This window comes from Micromonospora okii (genome assembly GCF_020884795.1).
Classification (GTDB): Bacteria; Actinomycetota; Actinomycetes; order Mycobacteriales; family Micromonosporaceae; genus Micromonospora; species Micromonospora okii.
Map to the genome: position 1 here is coordinate 116,308 of NZ_BBZF01000017.1, position 18,714 is coordinate 135,021.

Here is an 18,714-nt window from a genome sequence, read left to right on the forward strand (position 1 = left end):
GCCAGATCCGCAACGGGAGCGGCTGGTGCCTGGACAACTCGCGTGGCAGGACGGTGGACGGCAACCCGATCCTGGTCTGGCGCTGCGGCGACAGCGACACCCAGCAGTGGGTCGTCCGCGCGGACGGCGGGCTGCAGGTGCAGGGTGGGTGCATGGTCGCGTCCGCGCTCGTCGAGTGGGGCGGCTGCGACGGTACCGCGAACAAGGTGTGGCAGGCGACCGCGAACGGCGAGCTGCGCAACCCGGCCTCCGGCCTGTGCCTGACCGCGCCGTCGCTGAACTACGACGTGCAGTTCACGCTCGCGGCCTGTGCGGCGACGGAGCTCCAGATCTGGGCCCTGCCGACCGCGCCGCGAATCACCACGCCGGTCCCGCAGCAGTCCGTCACCGGCACCGCCGTGTCGCTGGCGCTCGGCGTCACGTACAGCGGCGGCCCGGCGCCCACCGTGACCGCGACGGGGCTGCCGCCCGGCGTGACCGCCTCCGGCACCACGCTCTCCGGCACGCCCACCACCACCGGTAAGTACACCGTGTCGGTGCGCGCGCAGTCGGCGTCCGGCGTGGCCACCGCGTCGTTCGTCTGGCTGATCGTCACGCCGGGCGCACCCGGGCTGATCATCCACCCGGGCAGCGGCGACTGCGTCGACGCCGGCGGCCCGAACCGCACCCTGTGGCTGTTCCGGTGCAACTACACCAACGCGCAGATGTTCACGCTGCGCGCCGACGGCCGCATCGAGGTCGGAGGCCACTGCGTGCTGCCGCTCGGCGGCGGCACGGCGTCCGGCACGCAGGTCGGCACCGCCCCGTGCGGCAGCACGGACGCGGCCCAGCTCTGGACCGTCGAGTCCGGCAACGCGCTCAGGAACACCGCGTCCGGGCTGTGCCTCACCGCGCCCAACCCGACCGGCCTGGCCGGTCTCTACCTGGGCTCCTGCTCGGGTGACACCTGGGCCCTTCCGGTCCGGGCCTGACGAACGTCGGCCGGGCCACCTTTGAGCGGCCCGGCCGACCGTTTCGCGGCGGCACCGACGCCAGTTTGTGTGACCTGGACGACCGTCGGCCCATCTCCATGGCGTACGAGGATGTCTCGTGGAGGTGAGGTGGTGACCGTGTCCTATCGCGCGTACCCGAACAGGACCGACATGACGGCGGTGGTGGACGCGGCACGCCGTGGCGACCAGGCGGCCGTGGACGAGCTGGTCTCGCACTACCTGCCGCTGGTGTACAACATCGTCGGCCGGGCGCTGAACCGGTCGTCGGACGTCGACGACGTCGTGCAGAACACGATGCTGAGCGTCGTGCGGGGGCTGGCGGGCGTACGCGATCCGCGGTTGTTCCGGTCCTGGCTGGTGGCCGTCACCATGAACGAGGTCCGCGCCTCCCAGCAGCACCGGCGCACCACCCCCGCGCCGCCGGAGGAGATCGACAACCTGGTCGCCCCGGGCTCCGACTTCGAGGACCTGACCCTGACCCGGCTCGGCCTCTCCGACCAGCGCCGGGAGGTCGCCCTGGCCACGCGCTGGCTGGACGACGACCACCGGCACCTGCTGTCGCTGTGGTGGCTGGCCGAGGCCGGTCACCTCTCCCGCGCCGACCTGGCCGAAGCCCTGCGGCTGGACCCGCACCACGTGACCGTCCGCGTCGCCCGGATGAAGGCACAGTTGGACACCGCCCGGCTGGTGGTGCGCGCACTCGCCGCCCGGCCCGGCTGCGCCGGCCTGCTCGACACGGCCGCCGACTGGGACGGTCGACCGGCCCCGCTGTGGCGCAAGCGGCTGGCGCGGCACATCCGGGCCTGCCCGTACTGCCCGGACGCCACGTCCGACCTGGTCCCCGCCGAGCGGCTGCTGGCCGGCCTGGCGCTTACGCCCGTCCCGGCCGGCCTCGCCTCGGACGTCACCCACAGGACGTACACCGTCGCCGCCCTGTCGCGCGGCACCGCTCCGGCGGGCGGCGCTGCTTCGGCGGGCCGCGCTGCCCTGTCGCGCGGCGCTGCTCGGGCAGGCGTGCGCGCGACGACCGCCGGGGTGCGGCAGAAGGCCCGCGTCGCGGCCCTGTCCCTGCCCAAGACCCTGCTCGGTGCCGTCGCGGCCGTCACCCTGGCCGCTGGGGGAGGGCTCGTGTTCGCCGGGTACGACGACGGGCCGGGGCGGCCGGCGGCGAGCATCACGGACGCGCAGGTCCCGCTGGCCCAGCCTTCGACCGCGATCACCGAGTCGCCGGCCGAGGCCGCCGAATCCGCGGTCCCGTCGCCTTCCCCGAAGTCGCCCGAGGCGTCCACGACCCCCTCGCGCGCCCGCCCCACCCCGACCCGGCCGGCGACGCCCACCAGGTCGCCGAAGCCGGCCAGTTCTCCGAGCAAGTCACCGGCCAAGCCCGCCGGCACGTCGACCGGCGTCTCCGCCGCCGAACAGCGCCTGCTGGTGCTGCTCAACGAGCGGCGCCGCGCGCTCGGGCTGCCCGAAGTCAAGCTGGGCGCGACGCAGCACCGCGAGGCGGAATCCTGCGTGAAGCGGAACCTGGACGCGGGCAGCTTCGAGCACTGCGGGCACGAGGTGTTGTTCGCCTCCTCGGGCAACTCGTCGCCGGAGCAGATGATCGAGGCATGGTTCAACAGCCCCGGGCACAAGACGGCACTGACGTACGCCAGCTCCCGCTTCGCCGGGCCCGCCATCGTCTGGAACGGCACCCGCCAGATCGCCGCCATCAACATCGACTACTGAGGCTCCCGTACGCCGGAGTGGCGCGGCACCGATCAGCGCGACCGGCCCGACGCCAAGCGCCGTCGGGCCGGTCGTCCGGTTGGGGTGGTGGAGGCACGAATGCCAAGCGTGCTTGGCCTACCCTGGTAGGCTGAGGGGCATGGGCCCGTTCTCCGAGGATGATCTCCGTGCAGTCGTCGCCAGCTACGAGGCGACCCGGGCGACGGCGTTGATTGAGCGGGACGAGCAACTGCGTGCGTTCCACGCGGCCGGCTGGCGGCCGGTGGACCTGCAGCGGGTCACCGGGTATAGCCGGGAGACGATCCGTCAGGCGCTGCGGCCGGAAATCCGTCGAGCGACCAACCTCAGCCGACGCAAGACGTCACCCCAGCCGCCAGAGGACTACCGTCCCTACGGCGACAGGAAGCCCTACGTCGTGGCCGACAATCTGGCCGAATTGAACGGCCCGACACAGGGCGTGGTCGCTCTTCCGCGTCACCTGGAATGGTCCGGTCACGCCGAGTACGACCTGAGCCGGCTCGAACGCCTGGCCAGCATGTACAAGGTGGTGCTCACCGAAGCCGGCACAGTGGACGACCTGAACACCTGGCTCGACGCCGACATCCTCCGGCGGCTCTGGCCTACCCTCTGGCTACCACCCCAGCTCCGACGAAGCTGGGAGGAGGCCTTCCCTGAACTCGCCGTGACCCGCGCGAGCGCCGCATAACAATGGATGCATTTCACGAACGTCTCGCCCGCGTGGGGCTCGATGCTGCACAACAGTACGGCTTCGCCCTCGCCGGCGGTTACGCGGTCCAGGCCGCCGGTCTTCTTGAGCGGCCCAGCGAAGACGTAGACCTGTTCACCGCGTGGGATCGCCGTGGAGAGTTCACCAGCGCGCTCAACGCTGTCGTTGACGCGTACCGTGGCGATGGCCTGGTCGTCGATATCGAGCGGCAGTACGACACGTTCGCTCGGTTGACGGTCACCGACGGTGGTCGTGTTTCCAAGGTCGAACTTGGCGTGGACTGGCGTGCCAACGAACCCATCCTCATGGCCATCGGTCCGGTGCTCCACCCTGACGACGCGGTCGCGAACAAGATGAGCGCGCTGTACGGGCGGGCGTTCGCCCGTGACTTCATCGACATCGACGCCGCGCTTCAATCCGGCAGATACACCCATGAAGCTGTCCTCGATCTGGCGCAGCGTGCCGATCGTGGGTTCGAACGACGGATTTTCGCCGACGCTCTCGGGCAAGCCGAACTGCTCGACCCTGACGATTTCGCCCAGTACGGCGTCACCGGCCGAGCGCTGCACGAACTCCGCAGCCGGTTCGGCGCATGGCGTGAGGGCCTACTCCACGGGCGAGACGCGGCGAGCTGACGACCCCGTCGCGTGACGTGAGGAAACCGGCCGGGGCTGTTCAGCGGGTGAGTCGGTACGGCCACAGCCGGTTCACCTCGATGAATCCGGCCCGCTCGTACATGGCGTTGGCCGCGAGCCGAGAGCGTTCCGGGTCGTCGTCCGGCGCGTCGTCGTCGACGTAGAGGATCACCTCCCGGGCACCGAGCCCGGCCAGCATGTCCAGGGCCGCCCCGAGAAGCCCCATCCCGAGAGCCTCGCCACGGGTCCCCGGCTCCACGCCAATCCACCACAACACCCCGACGCCGTCGACCGGCTCGCCGATGCTGGCATCAGCCACCACCCGCCCGCCCCGCTCGACCTCCAGGACGTGGTCGTCCTCGTTCCGGCGGGTGCGGTACGCGCAGGTAGGCAGGTCCGGTGCGGGCAGGCCGCGACGCATGTAGCGCCACAGGTCGCTACCGGCGAAGCCGTGTTCGGTCAGGGCGGCGTGGGTGACCGGCCGATGCCGCACCGGTAGGCCCTCCAGGCCCAGGCCCAGCGCGGTGGCGAAGGAGAACGCCTCGACCGCTGGGCAGCCGGCCAGCTCGGTGAGAGCGTGATTGAGCAGCAGTCGCACGGTGGAGGCGTCCTCCCTCCCGTGCAGCCACGGGATGGCGGGTCATCCTGGACGAGGCTGCGGCGCGTGTCGCTGGCCGGTCCGTTCGGGCGGAGCCGCGTCGGAGTGTCAGGCGGCGTTGGTTGCCCAGTGGCCGGGCCGCCCGTATGCCCAATGTGACGCGAGTCAGGCCGTCTGCTGGCCTAACCCAGCATCGGCGCTCGATGCGGATCGCTACGAGACGTGTCCGGCCCAGCGATAGGTGGTAGTGGCGCGGGTGAGGTAGTCGAAGTGAGGATCTAGTTCGATGAATTGATCAGCGGTGTCACGAAGTTGGTGACTCACAGCATGTGACCACGAGACGACACGTACAGGAAATCCGCGTTTTTGCAATGACTGGACGGTGGGCAGGAAGTCGCCATCTCCGGCGGCGAGGACGGCGGTATCGGGGTTGCTCACCTTCATGTGATTGAAGGAGTCTTCTACCATTTTGGTGCTCAAAGCGATGTCAACTTGCTTCTCCTTGTTGGTGAAGGTGCTGCGGTCGAATGTTTGCAACTCAAAATCTGCGTCGCGTACGCGTTGCCAGATGCTGTCGTTCTCCGGAGGGCGTGATCCGAACAGGATGGATCTGCCCACAGATTCGCCCGCTGGGCAGAACAGTTCGTAGAGGCGACCGAAGTCGTAGGTCCAAGGTGCCGTGATCCTCTCGCGGAGGGCAGTGCGGATGTCGGGGGCCAGGCCCTGACGGACCGCCTGGATGCGCTGACCCTCGATCCAGATGTTCGAGTTGTCAACGTAGACGTAAAGCGTCATGGCATCTTCCTTCCGCCGATGGTCATGGCCTACTCCCAACTCATCGCTCTTTAGGTAATGCGCAAACTTGTGGGGAGCAATCTTGCGTCGATCGTGGCGACGATGGGGAGGCAAATTCTCATCCGGCGGGCTCAGCCGTTGACCACTGGCGTCGCCGCTAAAGCCCTAGGGTCGTCTTCACTGCGATGGCTGCAGCGTTAACGGGACCGCGTTGGGTGGAAATCTTGTTATCTCCGGAGATGATATTGTTGCGCCAGATCGGTGCGGCGCGCTTCCAATCGATCTGCGTTGCAAGGTCGATGTAGCGCTGGCGCCGGATTGACTCCGAAGGCTCTTTGTTGATCTCGTAGCCCAGCCGGCCGATAATGTTCAGTCCGGTCGCGGTCATGTTGATGTATTGGGCGCGGAAGTCGGGGATCTGGTTGGCTACGCCGCCGCTACGGGGCAGTGTAACGATTGTCGACCAGGGCTCCATGTGCTCAGTCAGGGTGCCGACTAGCAACAACGCGTCCTCGACGAACTCGTTCTGCTCCTTGGGGGTGCTCAGGCGCTGGGCCGCTTGCCTAGTCAGACTGTCTTCGGACATGGCGTAGTCACCGAAAAGTAGCTCCTTGACGAAGCCGCGTACCTGATTAAGTAGGAAGACATGCTGCGACAGCTTGGGCAGTGTCTTAGAGGTCTCGTCGATGCGCCCGTCGAACAGATTCGACTTGGAAGTGATCGCGGCTAGCACCTTATTGACCGGCTCCCGGGTGTTGTAGACCGCGAGCAGGCTCGGAGGGATCTGCTTTGTCTGCGCCGCGTCAGCGAAGTCCTGCTGTATGCGAGCGCGGTCGGTCTCGATGACGATCAGCACGGCCATGGCGTCATTAGCGAGGTCGGGTACCTCATCGAGGGCACCAGGGGCTGTGGATCGGCCGGAGGGATAGCCGGCGAGCGCTGCCAAGCGGTGCTGCCCGTCCGTGACGTAGAAGCGGGTCGCGTCGTGTACTACGAGGTAGCCGAGTCGGGTAGGTGCTCCGGAACTTTTTTGGACGTGAAGCGACGGGTACGTGTCCACGTTCAAGGTGACCGCAGGGAGGATGTAATCCTCCCGATTGGCGATGATGTACTCCTTAATTGACTTGGCGTGGTCAGGCATGAGTGGCCTGTTAAGGGTCTCTCGAGGGCTGCTGCCCTTGGCCGCCGAGTCAGACACCACCTGACGATTGATGAAGGTGTTGGGAAACGCGGTCGAAACCATCGTGCGACTGCCCTGCTTGAAGACGGTGCACGGAAAAATCCGTCCACCGATGGCGGCGGCCTCACGTGCTGCGCTCTCCATTGCGGCGAGGATGTCCGCGTGCTCGGTTGGTGCTTCGTGTGACATGGTCATAAACCCTCCTGAGTGACGACTGGTGCGTCCAGGACACTGTAGAGGTACGCGTAAGACGTGCGCAAGTGCACGTAACAGAATCGTTTGGACGCGTAAGGATGCCCGCTGGTTGAGATGGCAAGGCGTCCATCGTGTAGCTGGCGGAGGAGTTGGTCCCGTGCTGGTCATCGCGACTCAGCCCGCCTGACCGACGGTGATCTAGAACGTCGTCGGATGGCAGAATGACCCTCATGCAGTCAGGGCCGTGAGGGACGACGTCGCAGGTTCACGGGCCTAGAGGGGAGTGGGCGGGACCGTCGTCGGCGGCTGTGTGGGTCGTAAGAGTCCAAGATTTCGACACAGTGTGGTGGCGAGGGTGGGGGTGCTCGTTCCACATCCCGGCGGTCTGCATGACACCTTCCGTGGCCGGTGACCTCCGCTGCTGCGTGGCAATGGCGCCACCGGCCGGTGGCGAGGTGTGGCTTCCGAGGAGTGGGAGACTGCTCGGTTGCGATGACCGCTGTGCTGGAAACATCCGCGCACATGGCTGCAGCGCCGGTATAGGGCACGGGGTGACCCCGCCGGAGCCCCTGGCCCACCGCCTAGTGCCTCCGTTTAAGCCCGTTACCAGTCGCTCAGAAGGCAGCCATCTGTCTCACGGCCATTCGCCGCTGCTCAGTACGACTTGTCCTGTCCCAACACATGCTGGGCGACGAAGTTGAGGATCATCTCCCTGCTCACCGGGGCGATCCGCCCCGCCCGCACCGACCCCAGCAACGTCGCCACCCCGTACTCCGTGGTCATCCCCGCCCCGCCCAGCGCCTGCACCGCCGTGTCCACCGCCAGCGCCGCCGCCTCCCCGGCCGCGTACTTCGCCATATTGGCGGAGACACCCGCCTCCAGGTCCCGCCCCGCGTCGTACAGCGTCGCCGCCTTGTAGATCATCAGGCGGGCCAGTTCTACCTGCACCGCCGCGTGGGCGAGCGGGTGCGACACCCCTTGGTGGCTGCCGATGCTCCGCCCGCCCCAGACCTTCCGCGAGGCGGTGTACTCGCTGGCGCGCTCGATGGCGTACCGGCCGGTGCCCGCGCCCATCGCGGCCACGGTGATGCGCTCGGGGTTCAGCCCGGTGAAGAGGGCGGGCAGGCCGGCGTCCAGCGAGCCGCCCACCAGGGCGTCGGCGGGGAGCCGGACGTCGTCCAGGTAGAGCAGGAACTGGTTCTCCGGGGAGACGATCTCCATGTCGAGCTTCGAGCTGGTCAGGCCGGGGGCGTCGGTGGGGACGAGGAACAGGGCCGGCTTGAGCCTGCCGGTGGCCGCGTCCTCGGTGCGGGCCACCACCAGCACGAAGCGTGCCTGGTCGACGCCCGAGATGTAGCACTTGCGACCCGACAGTAGCCAGTCGTCGCCGTCGCGGCGGGCCACGGTGCCGAGGCGGTGGAAGTTGGAGCCGGCCTCCGGCTCGGTGATGGCGAAGACGACCGTGAGCGAGCCGTCGGCCATGCCGGGCAGGAAGCGTTCGCGCTGCTCGGTCGTGCCGTGCTTGGCGACGATCGTGGCGACGATGGCGGGGGAGACCACGAGCAGCAGCAGGGGGCAGCCGGCGGCGGCCAACTCCTCGCAGACCAGGGCCAGCTCGGTGATGCCGCCGCCCCCGCCGCCGTACTCCGTGGGGATGTTCACGCCGAGGTAGCCGAGCCCGGCGGCCTCCTCCCACAGCTCGGTGGTGTGCTCGCTGGCCCTGGCCTTGCGCACGAAGTAGCCGTGCCCGTACCGGCGGCCCAGCGCCCGCACGGCGTCGCGGAGCTGCTCCTGCTCGTCGGTGAGGTCGAAGTCCATCGTCAGTCCTCCTCGGGGTCGATCACGGCGAGCACGGCACCGGCCTCGACCTGGCCGCCGGGCGGGACCGGCAGCTCGGCGACCACGCCGTCCGCCGGGGCGAGCACGGGGTGTTCCAGCTTCATGGCCTCCAGGGTCAGCAGCGGGTCACCGGCGGCGACCCGCTGACCGACCTCCACGTGCACCCGGGTCACCGCGCCGGGCAGCGGCGCGAGCAGCGAGCCGGCGGCCCGCTCCGCGCCCGGCAGGGGGAAGCGGGGCAGCTCCGTGAGGGTCGCGGCCCCGTCCGGGCCGTCCACGAAGACCTCCGAACCCACCCGGTGTACGCGGTACGCGCGCCGCACCCCGGCCACGTCCAGCGTGACGCGGTCTGCGGTGGCGGCGACCAGGGCCACGCTGGGCGTGACGGAGCATTCGGCGAGGGCCCCGGACCGGTCGAGTCGGTAGCGGACCTCGACCTCGCCGTGCGGCCCCGCGTAGCGGGTGACCTGCGGGGACGAGGGCACGTTGCGCCAGCCCGAGGGGAGGCCGGCGAGCACCGTCGCCTCCGCCCGGCGCGCTGCGGCCGAGGCGAGCGCGGCGGCGAGGGCGGCCACCGGCAGCTCGTCGGCGGGCAGCAGCGGGGCGTACACCTCGGGGTGTCGGTCGAGGAAGCCGGTGTCGACCTCGGCGGCGGCGAACTCGGGGCTGCGCAGCACCTGGACCAGCAGGTCCCGGTTCGTGGTCACCCCGTGCAGCTCGGCCCGTGCCAGCGCGCCGGCCAGCAGCCGGGCCGCCTCCGCGCGGGTCGGGGCCCAGGCGATCAGCTTCGCCAGCATCGAGTCGTAGTGGACGCCGACCGTGGAGCCGTCCGCGACGCCCGAGTCCTGGCGCAGGCCCCGCGTCGGGGCGAACGCGCCGGTCACGCCGGGGACGGCGAAGCGGTGCAGGGTGCCCGTGGCCGGGCGGAAGCCCTCCGCCGGGTCCTCGGCACAGAGCCGCACCTCGACGGCGTGGCCGGTGGGCGGCGGGGTGGCCGTCAGGGGCAGCGGGTGGCCCTCGGCGACGAGGAGTTGCAGGCGGACCAGGTCCAGGCCGGTGACCGCCTCGGTGACCGGGTGCTCCACCTGGAGGCGGGTGTTCATCTCCAGGAAGTAGAACGCCCCGTCGGGCGCGAGCAGGAACTCGACCGTGCCCGCGCCGACGTAGCCGACCGCGCGGGCGGCGGCGACGGCTGCGGCGTGCAGCCGCTCCCGCACCCCGTCGGGCAGGACCGCCGGGGCCTCCTCGACGAGCTTCTGGTGGCGGCGCTGGATCGAGCAGTCCCGCTCGCCGAGCGCCACGACCGTCCCGTGGGCGTCGCCGAAGACCTGCACCTCGACGTGGCGGCCCCGCTCCACGTACCGCTCGATGAAGACCCTGTCGTCGCCGAACGCCCCGGCCGCCTCCCGTCGGGCGCTCGCCACCGCCTCCAGCAGGCCGGCGGGCTCGGCGACGATCCGCATGCCCCGGCCGCCGCCCCCGGCGGCGGCCTTCACCAGCACCGGGAACTCGGCGGTCCCGCCGGTGGCGTCCCAGGTGGGCAGCATCGGCACGCCCGCGTCGGCCAGCAGCGACTTCGCCGCCAGCTTGTCGCCCATCGCGGCGATGGCCTTCGCGGGCGGGCCCACCCAGGTCAGGCCCGCGTCGGTCACGGCCGCCGCGAACTCGGCGTTCTCCGCGAGGAAGCCGTACCCCGGGTGCACGGCGTCCGCGCCGGACCTGCGGGCCGCGTCGAGGATGAGGTCGATCCGCAGGTACGTCTCGGCGGGCGAGTGCCCCGGCAGGCGTACCGCCTGGTCGGCCTCGGCCACGAACGGCGCGTCGGCGTCGGCGTCGGAGTGCACGGCGACCGTCTCGACGCCGAGCGCCCGGCAGGTGGCGAGGACCCGGCGAGCGATCTCGCCCCGGTTCGCCACGAGCAGCCTCTGGATCATGTGAGCTGAGCCTGCCTTTCGTTCACGACTGCGGGACTCCGCTTCGCTGCGTTCCTCGCGCTCACGGGTCACATCCGGAAGACGCCGAAGCCGTCCGCGCCCCGCACGGGCGCGTTGTGGATCGCCGACAGGCAGAGCCCCAGGACGGTACGGGTGTCCCGGGGGTCGATCACCCCGTCGTCGTAGAGCCGGCCGGAGAGGAACAGCGCCCCCGACTGCGACTCGATCTGCTGCTCCACCATCGCCCGCATGGCGGCGTCGGAGTCCTCGTCGTAGTCGCGCCCCCGGGCGGCGGCGGCCTGCCGGGCGACGATCGACAGCACCCCGGCCAACTGCGCCGGCCCCATCACCGCCGACTTGGCGTTCGGCCAGGTGAACAGGAACCTCGGCTCGTACGCCCGCCCGCACATGCCGTAGTTCCCCGCCCCGTACGACGCACCGAGGTTCACCGTCAGGTGCGGCACCGTCGAGTTCGACACCGCGTTGACCATCAGCGCGCCGTGCTTGATGATGCCGCGCTGCTCGTACTCGGTGCCGACCATGTAGCCGGTGGTGTTCTGGAGGAAGACCAGCGGGGTGTCGGCGGCGTTGGCGAGCTGGATGAACTGGGCCGCCTTCTGCGCCTCGGAGCTGAACAGCACGCCCCGGGCGTTGGCGAGCACGCCGACCGGGTACCCGTGCAGCTCGCCCCACCCGGTCACCAGCGCCGTGCCGTACGCCGGCTTGAACTCGTCGAACTCGCTGCCGTCGAGCACCCGGGCCAGCACCTCGCGCGGGTCGAACGGCACCTTGAGGTCGGCGCTGGGCACGGCGAGCAGCTCCTCCGGGTCGTACCTCGGGGGCCGGGGGAGGGCGGTGCGCGGCGACGGGCCGTGCTTGCGCCAGTTGAGCCGGCGCACGCACTGCCGGGCCAGCCGGAGCCCGTCCCGCTCGTCCTCGGCCAGGAAGTCGGCCAGGCCGGACCTCGTGGCGTGCATGGCCGCACCGCCGAGGGACTCGTCGTCGGTGACCTCGCCGGTCGCCATCTTCACCAGCGGCGGCCCGGCCAGGTAGACCTGCGAGCGGTCCCTGATCATGATGACGTGGTCGGACATGCCGGGCACGTACGCGCCGCCGGCCGTGGCGTTGCCGAAGACCACGCTGACCGTGGGGATACGGTTGGCCGAGAGCCGGGTCAGATCGCGGAACACCCGGCCGCCCGGAATGAAGATCTCCGCCTGGGTGGGCAGGTCCGCCCCGGCGCTCTCCACCAGGTTCACCATCGGCAGGCGGTTCGCCAGGGCGATCTCCCCGGCCCGCCGGGTCTTCGCCAGGGACCACGGGTTCACCGCGCCGCCGCGTACCGTCGGGTCGTTGGCGACGATCAGGCACTCCACGTCCTCGACCACCCCGACGCCGGTCACCACGCTCGCGCCGACGGGAAAGTCCGTCCCGTACGCGGCGACCGGCGACAGCTCCAGGAACGGGCTGTCCTGGTCGAGCAGCAGCTCGATCCGCTCCCGGGGCAGCAGCTTGCCCCGCGCGTGGTGGCGGGTCACGTACTTCTCGCCACCGCCCGCGCGGGCGGAATCGAGGGCTGCGTCCAGCTCGGCGAGACGCTCCAGCAGCGCCTCCCGGTTGGCGCGGCAGGCCGGCGAGGCCGGATCGAGGGCGCTGGTTAGGACGGTCATAGCCCCATGCCCTTCGCGACGATCTCGTTCATGATCTCGGTGGTGCCGCCGCCGATGCCGAGGATGCGGGCGTCGCGGTAGTGCCGCTCCACCTCGGCGTCGCGCAGGTAGCCGTAGCCGCCGTGCAGTTGCAGGGACGCGTCGACCACGAAGTCGCAGGCGGCCACCGCGACGTTCTTCGCCATCGCCACCTCCGTCACCACGGGCTGCCCGGCGGCGACCCGCTCGGCGACGTCGTGCACGTACGCGCGGGCCGCCTCCGCGCGGGTGTGCATCTCGGCGAGCCGGTGCCGGACGAGCTGTCGGCTCGCCAGCGGGCGGCCGAACGTGGAGCGGTCCCGGCACCAGCGCACGGCCAGCTCGACGCAGCGCTGGGCGGTCGCGTACGCCTGCGTGGCCAGCGACAGCCGCTCGGCGGCGAAGTGCTGCATGAGGGTGAGGAAGCCGGTGTCCTCCGCGCCGATCCGGTTCGCCACCGGCACCCGCACGTCGGCGAAGGACAGCTCGGCGGTGTCCGAGCAGCGCCAGCCGAGCTTCTCCAGCCTTCGCCCCACCGTGAACCCGGGCGTGCCCCGGTCGACCACCAGCAGGGTCAGCGAGCCGCTGCCGGGGAAGTCGGTGCAGACCGCCGTGGTGACGAAGTCGGCCCGTACGCCGCTGGTGATGTAGGTCTTCGAGCCGTTCACCACGTAGTGGTCGCCGTCGCGGCGGGCGCAGGTGCGGATGCCGGCGACGTCGGAGCCGCCGTCGGGCTCGGTGATGGCCAGCGCGCCGATCGTCGCCCCGTCGAGCGTGGGCCGGACGTACCGGTCGACCAGGTCCTCGTTTCCCGACGCCACCATGTGCGGCAGCGCGATGCCGTGCGTGAAGAGCGCCGCGACCAGCCCCGACGAGCCGCCCGAGCGGATGATCTCCTCGGTCACCACGATCGAGTCGAGCAGGTCGCCGCCGCTGCCGCCGACCTTCGTGGGGAAGCCGACGCCGAGCAGGCCGACCTTCGCGGCGGTGGCGTGCAGCTCCCGGGGCACCTCGCCGGCCCGCTCCCAGTCGTCCAGGTGCGGCAGCACCTCCCGCGTCACGAACGCCCGGGTCAGCTCGCGCACCTGCCGCCGCTCGGGCGTGTCCACGATGGTCACGACGTCACCTCCTCGTCGGGGAGCAGATGGGTGGGCAGGTCGACGACGCGGGAGCGCAGCAGCTCACCCAGCGCCTTGGCCTGCGGGTCGAACCGCGTGGAGGCGGCCACCCCCGGCCCGAGCAGCCCCCGGATCACGAAGTTGAGCGCGCGCAGGTTCGGCAGCTCGTACCGCTCGACGGCCAGCGGGGCGGTCTCCGGCAGCAGCTCGGCCAGCCGTTCGACGGTCAGCCAGCCGCGCAGCCACGCCCAGGTCGCGTCGGTGCGGGCCCAGACGCCGAGGTTCGCGTCGGAGCCCTTGTCGCCCGACCGCGCCCCCACCACCTCCCCGAGCGCCCCCCGCCGGGTCGAGTGCAAGGAAGGGCCCCTTGTTATCGCTTTCTGTTGTACAGGGGGCCCTTCCTTACACCGCAGCGGCGGCGGGGGAGCGATCGGGACCCGCTCGCCCGACGGCAGCACGGCGACGTGCTCCACCGCGCCCTGCGGCACCGAGTCGACGGTGAACACCCCGTACGGGCTCGCATCGCCCGGCAGGGTGGTCAGCGTGCAGCCCGGGTAGGAGGCCAGCGCCAGCTCCACCGCCGCCGCCGAGAACGCCCGCCCGGCCCGCGCCCGGTCGCCGTCACGCAGGTGTACGTGCAGCAGCGCGCTCGCCGCCTCCGTGTCGGCGGCGTCGGCGTGGTCGGTGCGGGCCAGGACGAACTCCAGCCCGTCGGTGCCGACCGCCGCCTCGATCTGGCCCCGGACCAGGGCCGCCTTGGCCGGGACGTCCAGCCCACACAGGACGAACGTCATCGAGTTGCGGAACCCGCCGAGGTTGTTCACCCCGACCTTGAGGGTGTCGGGCGGGGGAGCGCCCCGGACCCCGCTGACCCGCACCCGGTCCGGCCCGTCCGCGCGCAGCCCGACCGTGTCCAGCCGGGTCACCACGTCCGGGCCGAGGTAGTCGGGGCCGCCCACCTCGTACAACAGTTGCGCGGTGACGGTCTCCACGGTGACCGCGCCGCCGGTGCCGGGGTGCTTGGTGAGCACCGACGAGCCGTCCGCGTGGATCTCCGCGACCGGGAAGCCGGGCCGGTGGCCCCCGTCGGGCAGCTCCCTGAAAAAGCTGAAGTTGCCGCCGGTGACCTGCGCCCCGCACTCGATGAGGTGCCCGGCCACGGTCGCCCCGGCCAGCGCGTCGAGGTCGCCGCGCCCCCAGCCGAACCGGGCGATGGCCGGCCCGACCGTCAGGGACGCGTCGGTGACCCGGCCGGTGACCACCACGTCCGCCCCGGCGTCGAGGCAGGCGGCGATCCCGAACGCCCCCAGGTACGCGTTCGCCGTCAGCGCGTCGGGCTGGGCGAGGGAGTCGCCCTCGACGTACCCGATCCGGGCCGTGAGCCCGAGCCGGTCGGCCAGCGAGCCGATCGCGGCGGCCAGCCCGGCGGGGTTCAACCCGCCGGCGTTGGTCACGATCCGCACCCCGCGCTCCAGCGCCGTGCCGAGGGTCCCCTCCATCTGGCGCAGGAACGTCCTCGCGTATCCGAGGTCGGGGTCGCGCAGCCGGTCCCGGCCGAGGATCAGCATGGTCAGCTCGGCGAGGTAGTCGCCGGTCAGCACGTCCAGTCGGCCGCCGTCGAGCATCTCCCGCCAGGCGGCGAACCGGTCGCCGTAGAAGCCGGAGGCGTTGCCGACCCGCAGTGGCGCGGTCACGCCGCCGCCCCGGCCCGCCGGCCCCGCCCGCCCAGCGACTCGCGGCCGACGCCGGGCGGCCCGGCGAACGCCTGCGCCACGTCGAGCCACTCGTCGGCGACCGGGCCGGTGGCGACCAGAGCCAGGTCGGCGCGGTGCCGCCGCTGGGTCACCAGCAGGCAGAAGTCCAGGGCCGGGCCGGCGACCCGGTCGGCGGCGTCGACCGGGCCGTGCGCCCAGGTGCCGCCGCCGGGCGCGGCGAGTTCGACCCGCACCGGCGCCGTCGGCACCGCCCGGCCGTGGGCGGCGAAACCATGCCCGAGGGTACGGAAACCGAGGTGTACGACGTGCCGGAGCCGGGCGGTCGGGGCACGGGTGACGCCGAGCGCGTCGGCCACGTCCTCGCCGTGCGCCCAGGTCTCCATGATGCGGGCGGTCACCATCGAAGCGGCCGACATCCGGTTGCCGTACCAGGGGAGCTTCTCCCCGGGCGGGACGGCGGCGAGGGCCTCGGAGAGCGCGGCGCGGCCGGCACGCCAGCGGGCCAGCAGCTCGGCGGGCGGGGCGAGGAACTCCTGCGCGCCGTCCTCGACCAGCCCGCTCGGCTCCGCCGCCGAGGTCACCGAGGCGAGGAACCCGTCGTGGTCGGTCGCGGCGAGCAGGGCGACGTGGTCGGTCCAGGCCAGGTGTGCGACCTGGTGGGCGACCGTCCAGCCGGCCGCCGGGGTCGGGCGTGCCCAGTCGGCCGGGGACAGGGGCGCGACCAGGGCGTCCAACTGCTCGGACTCGTCGGTCAGATCCGTGCGCAGGGCCGTGAGGTCGACCATGGAACCTCCAGGGTGGGCCGGTGCGAGTCAGGGGGTGAGCAGGGCGGCGAGCTGGCGTTTCCAGGTGGCGAGCAGGGCGGCGCGGCGGGCCGAGTCGTCGGTGAGCAGGTTGGCCACGCCGAGCCCGCGCAGCAGGTCGAGGGTGGCCTGCACTGCCTCCCGTACGCCGGGACGCCGCTCGTCGACCCCGAGCAGCGCGACGGTCAGCCGGTGCATCTCCCGCCCCACCTGGGCCTCCAGCGGCACCAGGGCGGCCCGCAGCTCGGAGTCCGTGCGGGCGGCGACCCACAGTTCGAGCGCGGCGACGAAGAGCGGCCCGGTGAACGCCGCGGCGAGCAGGTCGATCACCCGGTCGAGCCGCTGCGGCCCGGCGGGCAGCGCCTCGGCCTCGGTGCGCAGCTCCCGCCCCCGGCGCTCGGTCAGGTGCGCGACGGCGGCGGTGACCAGGGCGGCCTTGGTGGGGTAGTGGTGCAACTGGGCACCCCGGGAGACGCCCGCCCGGGCCGCCACCGTCGTGGTGGTCGTGCCGGACCAGCCGTGCTCGACCAGGCAGTCGACGGTCGCCTCCAGCAGCCGGGCCTGGGTGGCGCGGCTGCGCTCCTGTCGAGCGACACGCATCGATGGGGCGGGCACGGAAACAGCGTGCCGCCGCCGAAACAAACAGTCAAGCCTGACTTTTTCCCTGCGGCACCGTGCCGCCGGTGCCGGTGCCGGTGCCGGCGGCACGGCGTCGGTGCCGCTCCGTGCGGCGCGGTCCGTGCCGTGCCGTGCCGTGCCGTGTCGGTGCCGCGCCGGTGCTGCGCCGCGCCGTGTCGTGCGGCGCAGTGGGCTGCATGCGGCCGGCCCGGCGGGTTCTTCCGGCCCCTTTGGAGCTGATGTCGTGGATGGATCGCGTCCCATGACGACGCAGCCGACTGTGCCCGGATGGCACAGCCCGCTGTTCCCCGATGTCACAGACGACTCAGCTCCAAAGGAGCGAAGAGGTGACTGGCCGGCGACCGAGGAGCCCGGCTTGGTGACGATCAAAAGGTGGCGGGCGGCGGGACTGCCGGTCGAGGCGTGGCGGCCCGAAGGGTTGGGGTCAGCGGCCGTCGCGGGGGGCGAAGGCGGCCAGCGCGTCGGTGTCGCTGTGGCGGGAGCGAAGGTACTCGTCGGCCCACGCGGCGGCGTCCGGGAAGCCCGACTCCGCCGCCACCCGGGCGCACGCGGCGTCGACGTCGAACGCCGTGCGCCGTAGCTGCACGCCGGGGCCGAGCAGCGCCCAGTCGGCGCCCGGCCCCCCGTACGGCATGCCGACGCTGCCCGGGTTGACCACCAGGCGGCGGTCGACCAGCCGGGCGTACGGCATGTGGGTGTGGCCGCAGACCACGGTGCGGACGTCGGCCGGGACGTCGGCGAAGATCTCTGCCCAGCGAGCCAGCCGTGAGTCGACGAGGACGACCTCCTCGTCGTCGCGGGGCGTCGCGTGGCAGAACAGCACGTCGCCCAGCCCGGCGACGGGCAGGGTCAGCGTCGGCGGGAGCGCGGCCAGCCGGGCCACCTGGTCGTCGCGGAGCTGCCCTGCGGCCCAGTTCGACACCTCGAACGGGGACAGCTTACCGGCTCGGGCCTCGACCAGCTCGCGGTCGGCGTTGCCACCCACCCAGCGCGCCCGGTCGCCGAGCCCGGCGAGCAGGTCGAGCACCTCGACGGGCTGGGGGCCGGCGGCGATGTCGCCGGTGAGCACGATCAGGTCGGCGGCGGCGACGTCCGGCTCCGCCAGCACGGCCTCCAGCGGAGGCAGTGCGCCGTGGACGTCGGACAGGACGGCGACACGTTCCAGCATCGTCCCACCGTCCCGCCCGCCGGCCGCTCCGTCCAGCGTTTCTGCTCCCGGCAGATCGGGAGGGAGGACTCAGACCCGCGCGCGGCGGGCCAGGCGCTCCGGGTCGAGGATGATGATGCTCTTGCCGTCCAGCCGCAGCCAGCCGCGCGAGGCGAAGTCGGCCAGCGCCTTGTTGACGGTCTCCCGGGAGGCGCCGACGAGCTGGGCGATCTCCTCCTGGGTCAGGTCGTGGGTCACCCGCAGCACGCCGCCGTCGCGGGTGCCGAACCGGCCGGCCATCTGGAGCAGGTTCTTCGCGACCCGCCCTGGCACGTCGGTGAAGATCAGGTCGGCCAGCGAGTCGTTCGTCCGGCGCAGCCGGCGGGCCAGCACCCGCAGCAACTGCTCGGCGATCTCGGGCCGGTTGTTCAGCCACGGCCGCAGGGCCTGCTTGCGCAGGCGCACGAGCCGGGTGTCGGTGACCGCGGTGGCCGTCGCCGTGCGCGGGCCCGGGTCGAAGAGCGACAGCTCGCCGACCATGTCCGAGGGGCCCATCACGGCGATCAGGTTCTGCCGGCCGTCCGCCGCCCGGCGACCGACCTTGATCTTGCCGGACAGGAGGATGTAGAGACTGTCGCCGGGCTCGCCCTCGTTGAACACGATCTCGCCCTTGCGGACCTCGATCGTCTCCATCTCCTTGGCGAGCGCCTCGGCAGCCTCCGGGTCGACTCCCTGGAAGATCCCGCTGCGGGCCAGTACCTCGTCCATCGCGCTCCTCCGCCTACGCGTGCCGTCCGTCGGCCGGGTTCTGCCGCCGCTGATCTCTCGCGCCTGGTCAGTCTAGGCGCACGTGAGCGGTAATCAGAGGTGCACCCCTGGAATCTTGATCGTTGGATGTAACCTGCCCGCCCTGATCAACCACTATGATCCGCCTCCCGACGGGCCCCGGGCACCCCGCCCGGGGCGGGACGTAGGGTC

General features: G+C 71.7%; 16 protein-coding genes. 4 read left to right on the top strand and 12 right to left on the bottom strand.

Going from position 1 to position 18,714, the window contains the following annotated elements; genetic code table 11:
* The first annotated feature begins 5 nt into the window (after window positions 1–5).
* From LPU43_RS14205 to LPU43_RS14220, 4 genes are all read left to right on the top strand, one after another.
* Complete coding sequence (locus LPU43_RS14205; RefSeq protein ID WP_255685939.1) at window positions 6–971, top strand: ricin-type beta-trefoil lectin domain protein; 966 nt, start codon at window positions 6–8, stop codon at window positions 969–971.
* Window positions 972–1,103: 132 nt separating this feature from the next.
* Window positions 1,104–2,723, top strand: a complete 1,620-nt coding sequence (locus LPU43_RS14210) for a sigma-70 family RNA polymerase sigma factor (RefSeq protein WP_229400872.1) — start codon at window positions 1,104–1,106, stop codon at window positions 2,721–2,723.
* A gap of 139 nt (window positions 2,724–2,862) precedes the next feature.
* Window positions 2,863–3,429 carry a hypothetical protein gene (locus LPU43_RS14215; RefSeq protein ID WP_229400873.1) on the top strand — a complete coding sequence of 189 codons (567 nt, stop codon included), beginning with the start codon at window positions 2,863–2,865 and terminating at the stop codon, window positions 3,427–3,429.
* Between the two features lie 2 nt (window positions 3,430–3,431).
* Complete coding sequence (locus LPU43_RS14220) at window positions 3,432–4,085, top strand: nucleotidyl transferase AbiEii/AbiGii toxin family protein (protein WP_229400874.1); 654 nt, start codon at window positions 3,432–3,434, stop codon at window positions 4,083–4,085.
* 40 nt (window positions 4,086–4,125) lie between these two features.
* On the opposite strand, the gene LPU43_RS14225 is transcribed toward LPU43_RS14220, so the two are convergent.
* From LPU43_RS14225 to LPU43_RS14280, 12 genes are all read right to left on the bottom strand, one after another.
* The gene (locus LPU43_RS14225; protein ID WP_229400875.1) at window positions 4,126–4,683 is read right to left on the bottom strand and encodes a GNAT family N-acetyltransferase; all 558 of its coding nucleotides are present in this window, start codon (window positions 4,681–4,683) and stop codon (window positions 4,126–4,128) included.
* Window positions 4,684–4,896: 213 nt separating this feature from the next.
* A complete protein-coding gene (locus LPU43_RS14230) occupies window positions 4,897–5,478 on the bottom strand; it encodes an NYN domain-containing protein (protein ID WP_229400876.1) in 582 nt (193 codons plus the stop codon).
* 157 nt (window positions 5,479–5,635) lie between these two features.
* Window positions 5,636–6,853 (bottom strand): DNA sulfur modification protein DndB, encoded by a 1,218-nt coding sequence (locus LPU43_RS14235; protein WP_229400877.1) that lies wholly within the window; start codon window positions 6,851–6,853, stop codon window positions 5,636–5,638.
* Window positions 6,854–7,507: 654 nt separating this feature from the next.
* The gene (locus LPU43_RS14240; RefSeq protein ID WP_229400878.1) at window positions 7,508–8,671 is read right to left on the bottom strand and encodes an acyl-CoA dehydrogenase family protein; all 1,164 of its coding nucleotides are present in this window, start codon (window positions 8,669–8,671) and stop codon (window positions 7,508–7,510) included.
* Window positions 8,672–8,673: 2 nt separating this feature from the next.
* Window positions 8,674–10,626, bottom strand: coding sequence for an ATP-binding protein (locus LPU43_RS14245; protein ID WP_229400879.1), 1,953 nt, complete (start codon window positions 10,624–10,626; stop codon window positions 8,674–8,676).
* 68 nt (window positions 10,627–10,694) lie between these two features.
* On the bottom strand, window positions 10,695–12,296 hold the full coding sequence (locus LPU43_RS14250; RefSeq protein WP_229400880.1) for an acyl-CoA carboxylase subunit beta: 1,602 nt from the start codon (window positions 12,294–12,296) through the stop codon (window positions 10,695–10,697).
* Window positions 12,293–13,432 carry an acyl-CoA dehydrogenase family protein gene (locus tag LPU43_RS14255; RefSeq protein ID WP_229400881.1) on the bottom strand — a complete coding sequence of 380 codons (1,140 nt, stop codon included), beginning with the start codon at window positions 13,430–13,432 and terminating at the stop codon, window positions 12,293–12,295. The genes LPU43_RS14250 and LPU43_RS14255 overlap by 4 nt, the downstream gene beginning before the upstream one ends.
* Window positions 13,429–15,126 (bottom strand): acyclic terpene utilization AtuA family protein, encoded by a 1,698-nt coding sequence (locus tag LPU43_RS14260; protein WP_229400882.1) that lies wholly within the window; start codon window positions 15,124–15,126, stop codon window positions 13,429–13,431. Before LPU43_RS14260 ends, LPU43_RS14255 begins: the two co-directional genes overlap by 4 nt.
* Complete coding sequence (locus LPU43_RS14265; RefSeq protein ID WP_229400883.1) at window positions 15,123–15,932, bottom strand: TIGR03084 family metal-binding protein; 810 nt, start codon at window positions 15,930–15,932, stop codon at window positions 15,123–15,125. Before LPU43_RS14265 ends, LPU43_RS14260 begins: the two co-directional genes overlap by 4 nt.
* 27 nt (window positions 15,933–15,959) lie before the next feature.
* Window positions 15,960–16,550, bottom strand: a complete 591-nt coding sequence (locus LPU43_RS14270) for a TetR/AcrR family transcriptional regulator (RefSeq protein ID WP_229400884.1) — start codon at window positions 16,548–16,550, stop codon at window positions 15,960–15,962.
* A 463-nt stretch (window positions 16,551–17,013) separates the two neighbouring features.
* Window positions 17,014–17,757 carry a metallophosphoesterase family protein gene (locus LPU43_RS14275; RefSeq protein WP_229400885.1) on the bottom strand — a complete coding sequence of 248 codons (744 nt, stop codon included), beginning with the start codon at window positions 17,755–17,757 and terminating at the stop codon, window positions 17,014–17,016.
* A gap of 69 nt (window positions 17,758–17,826) precedes the next feature.
* Window positions 17,827–18,504 carry a Crp/Fnr family transcriptional regulator gene (locus tag LPU43_RS14280; RefSeq protein WP_007466162.1) on the bottom strand — a complete coding sequence of 226 codons (678 nt, stop codon included), beginning with the start codon at window positions 18,502–18,504 and terminating at the stop codon, window positions 17,827–17,829.
* Window positions 18,505–18,714 lie beyond the last annotated feature (210 nt).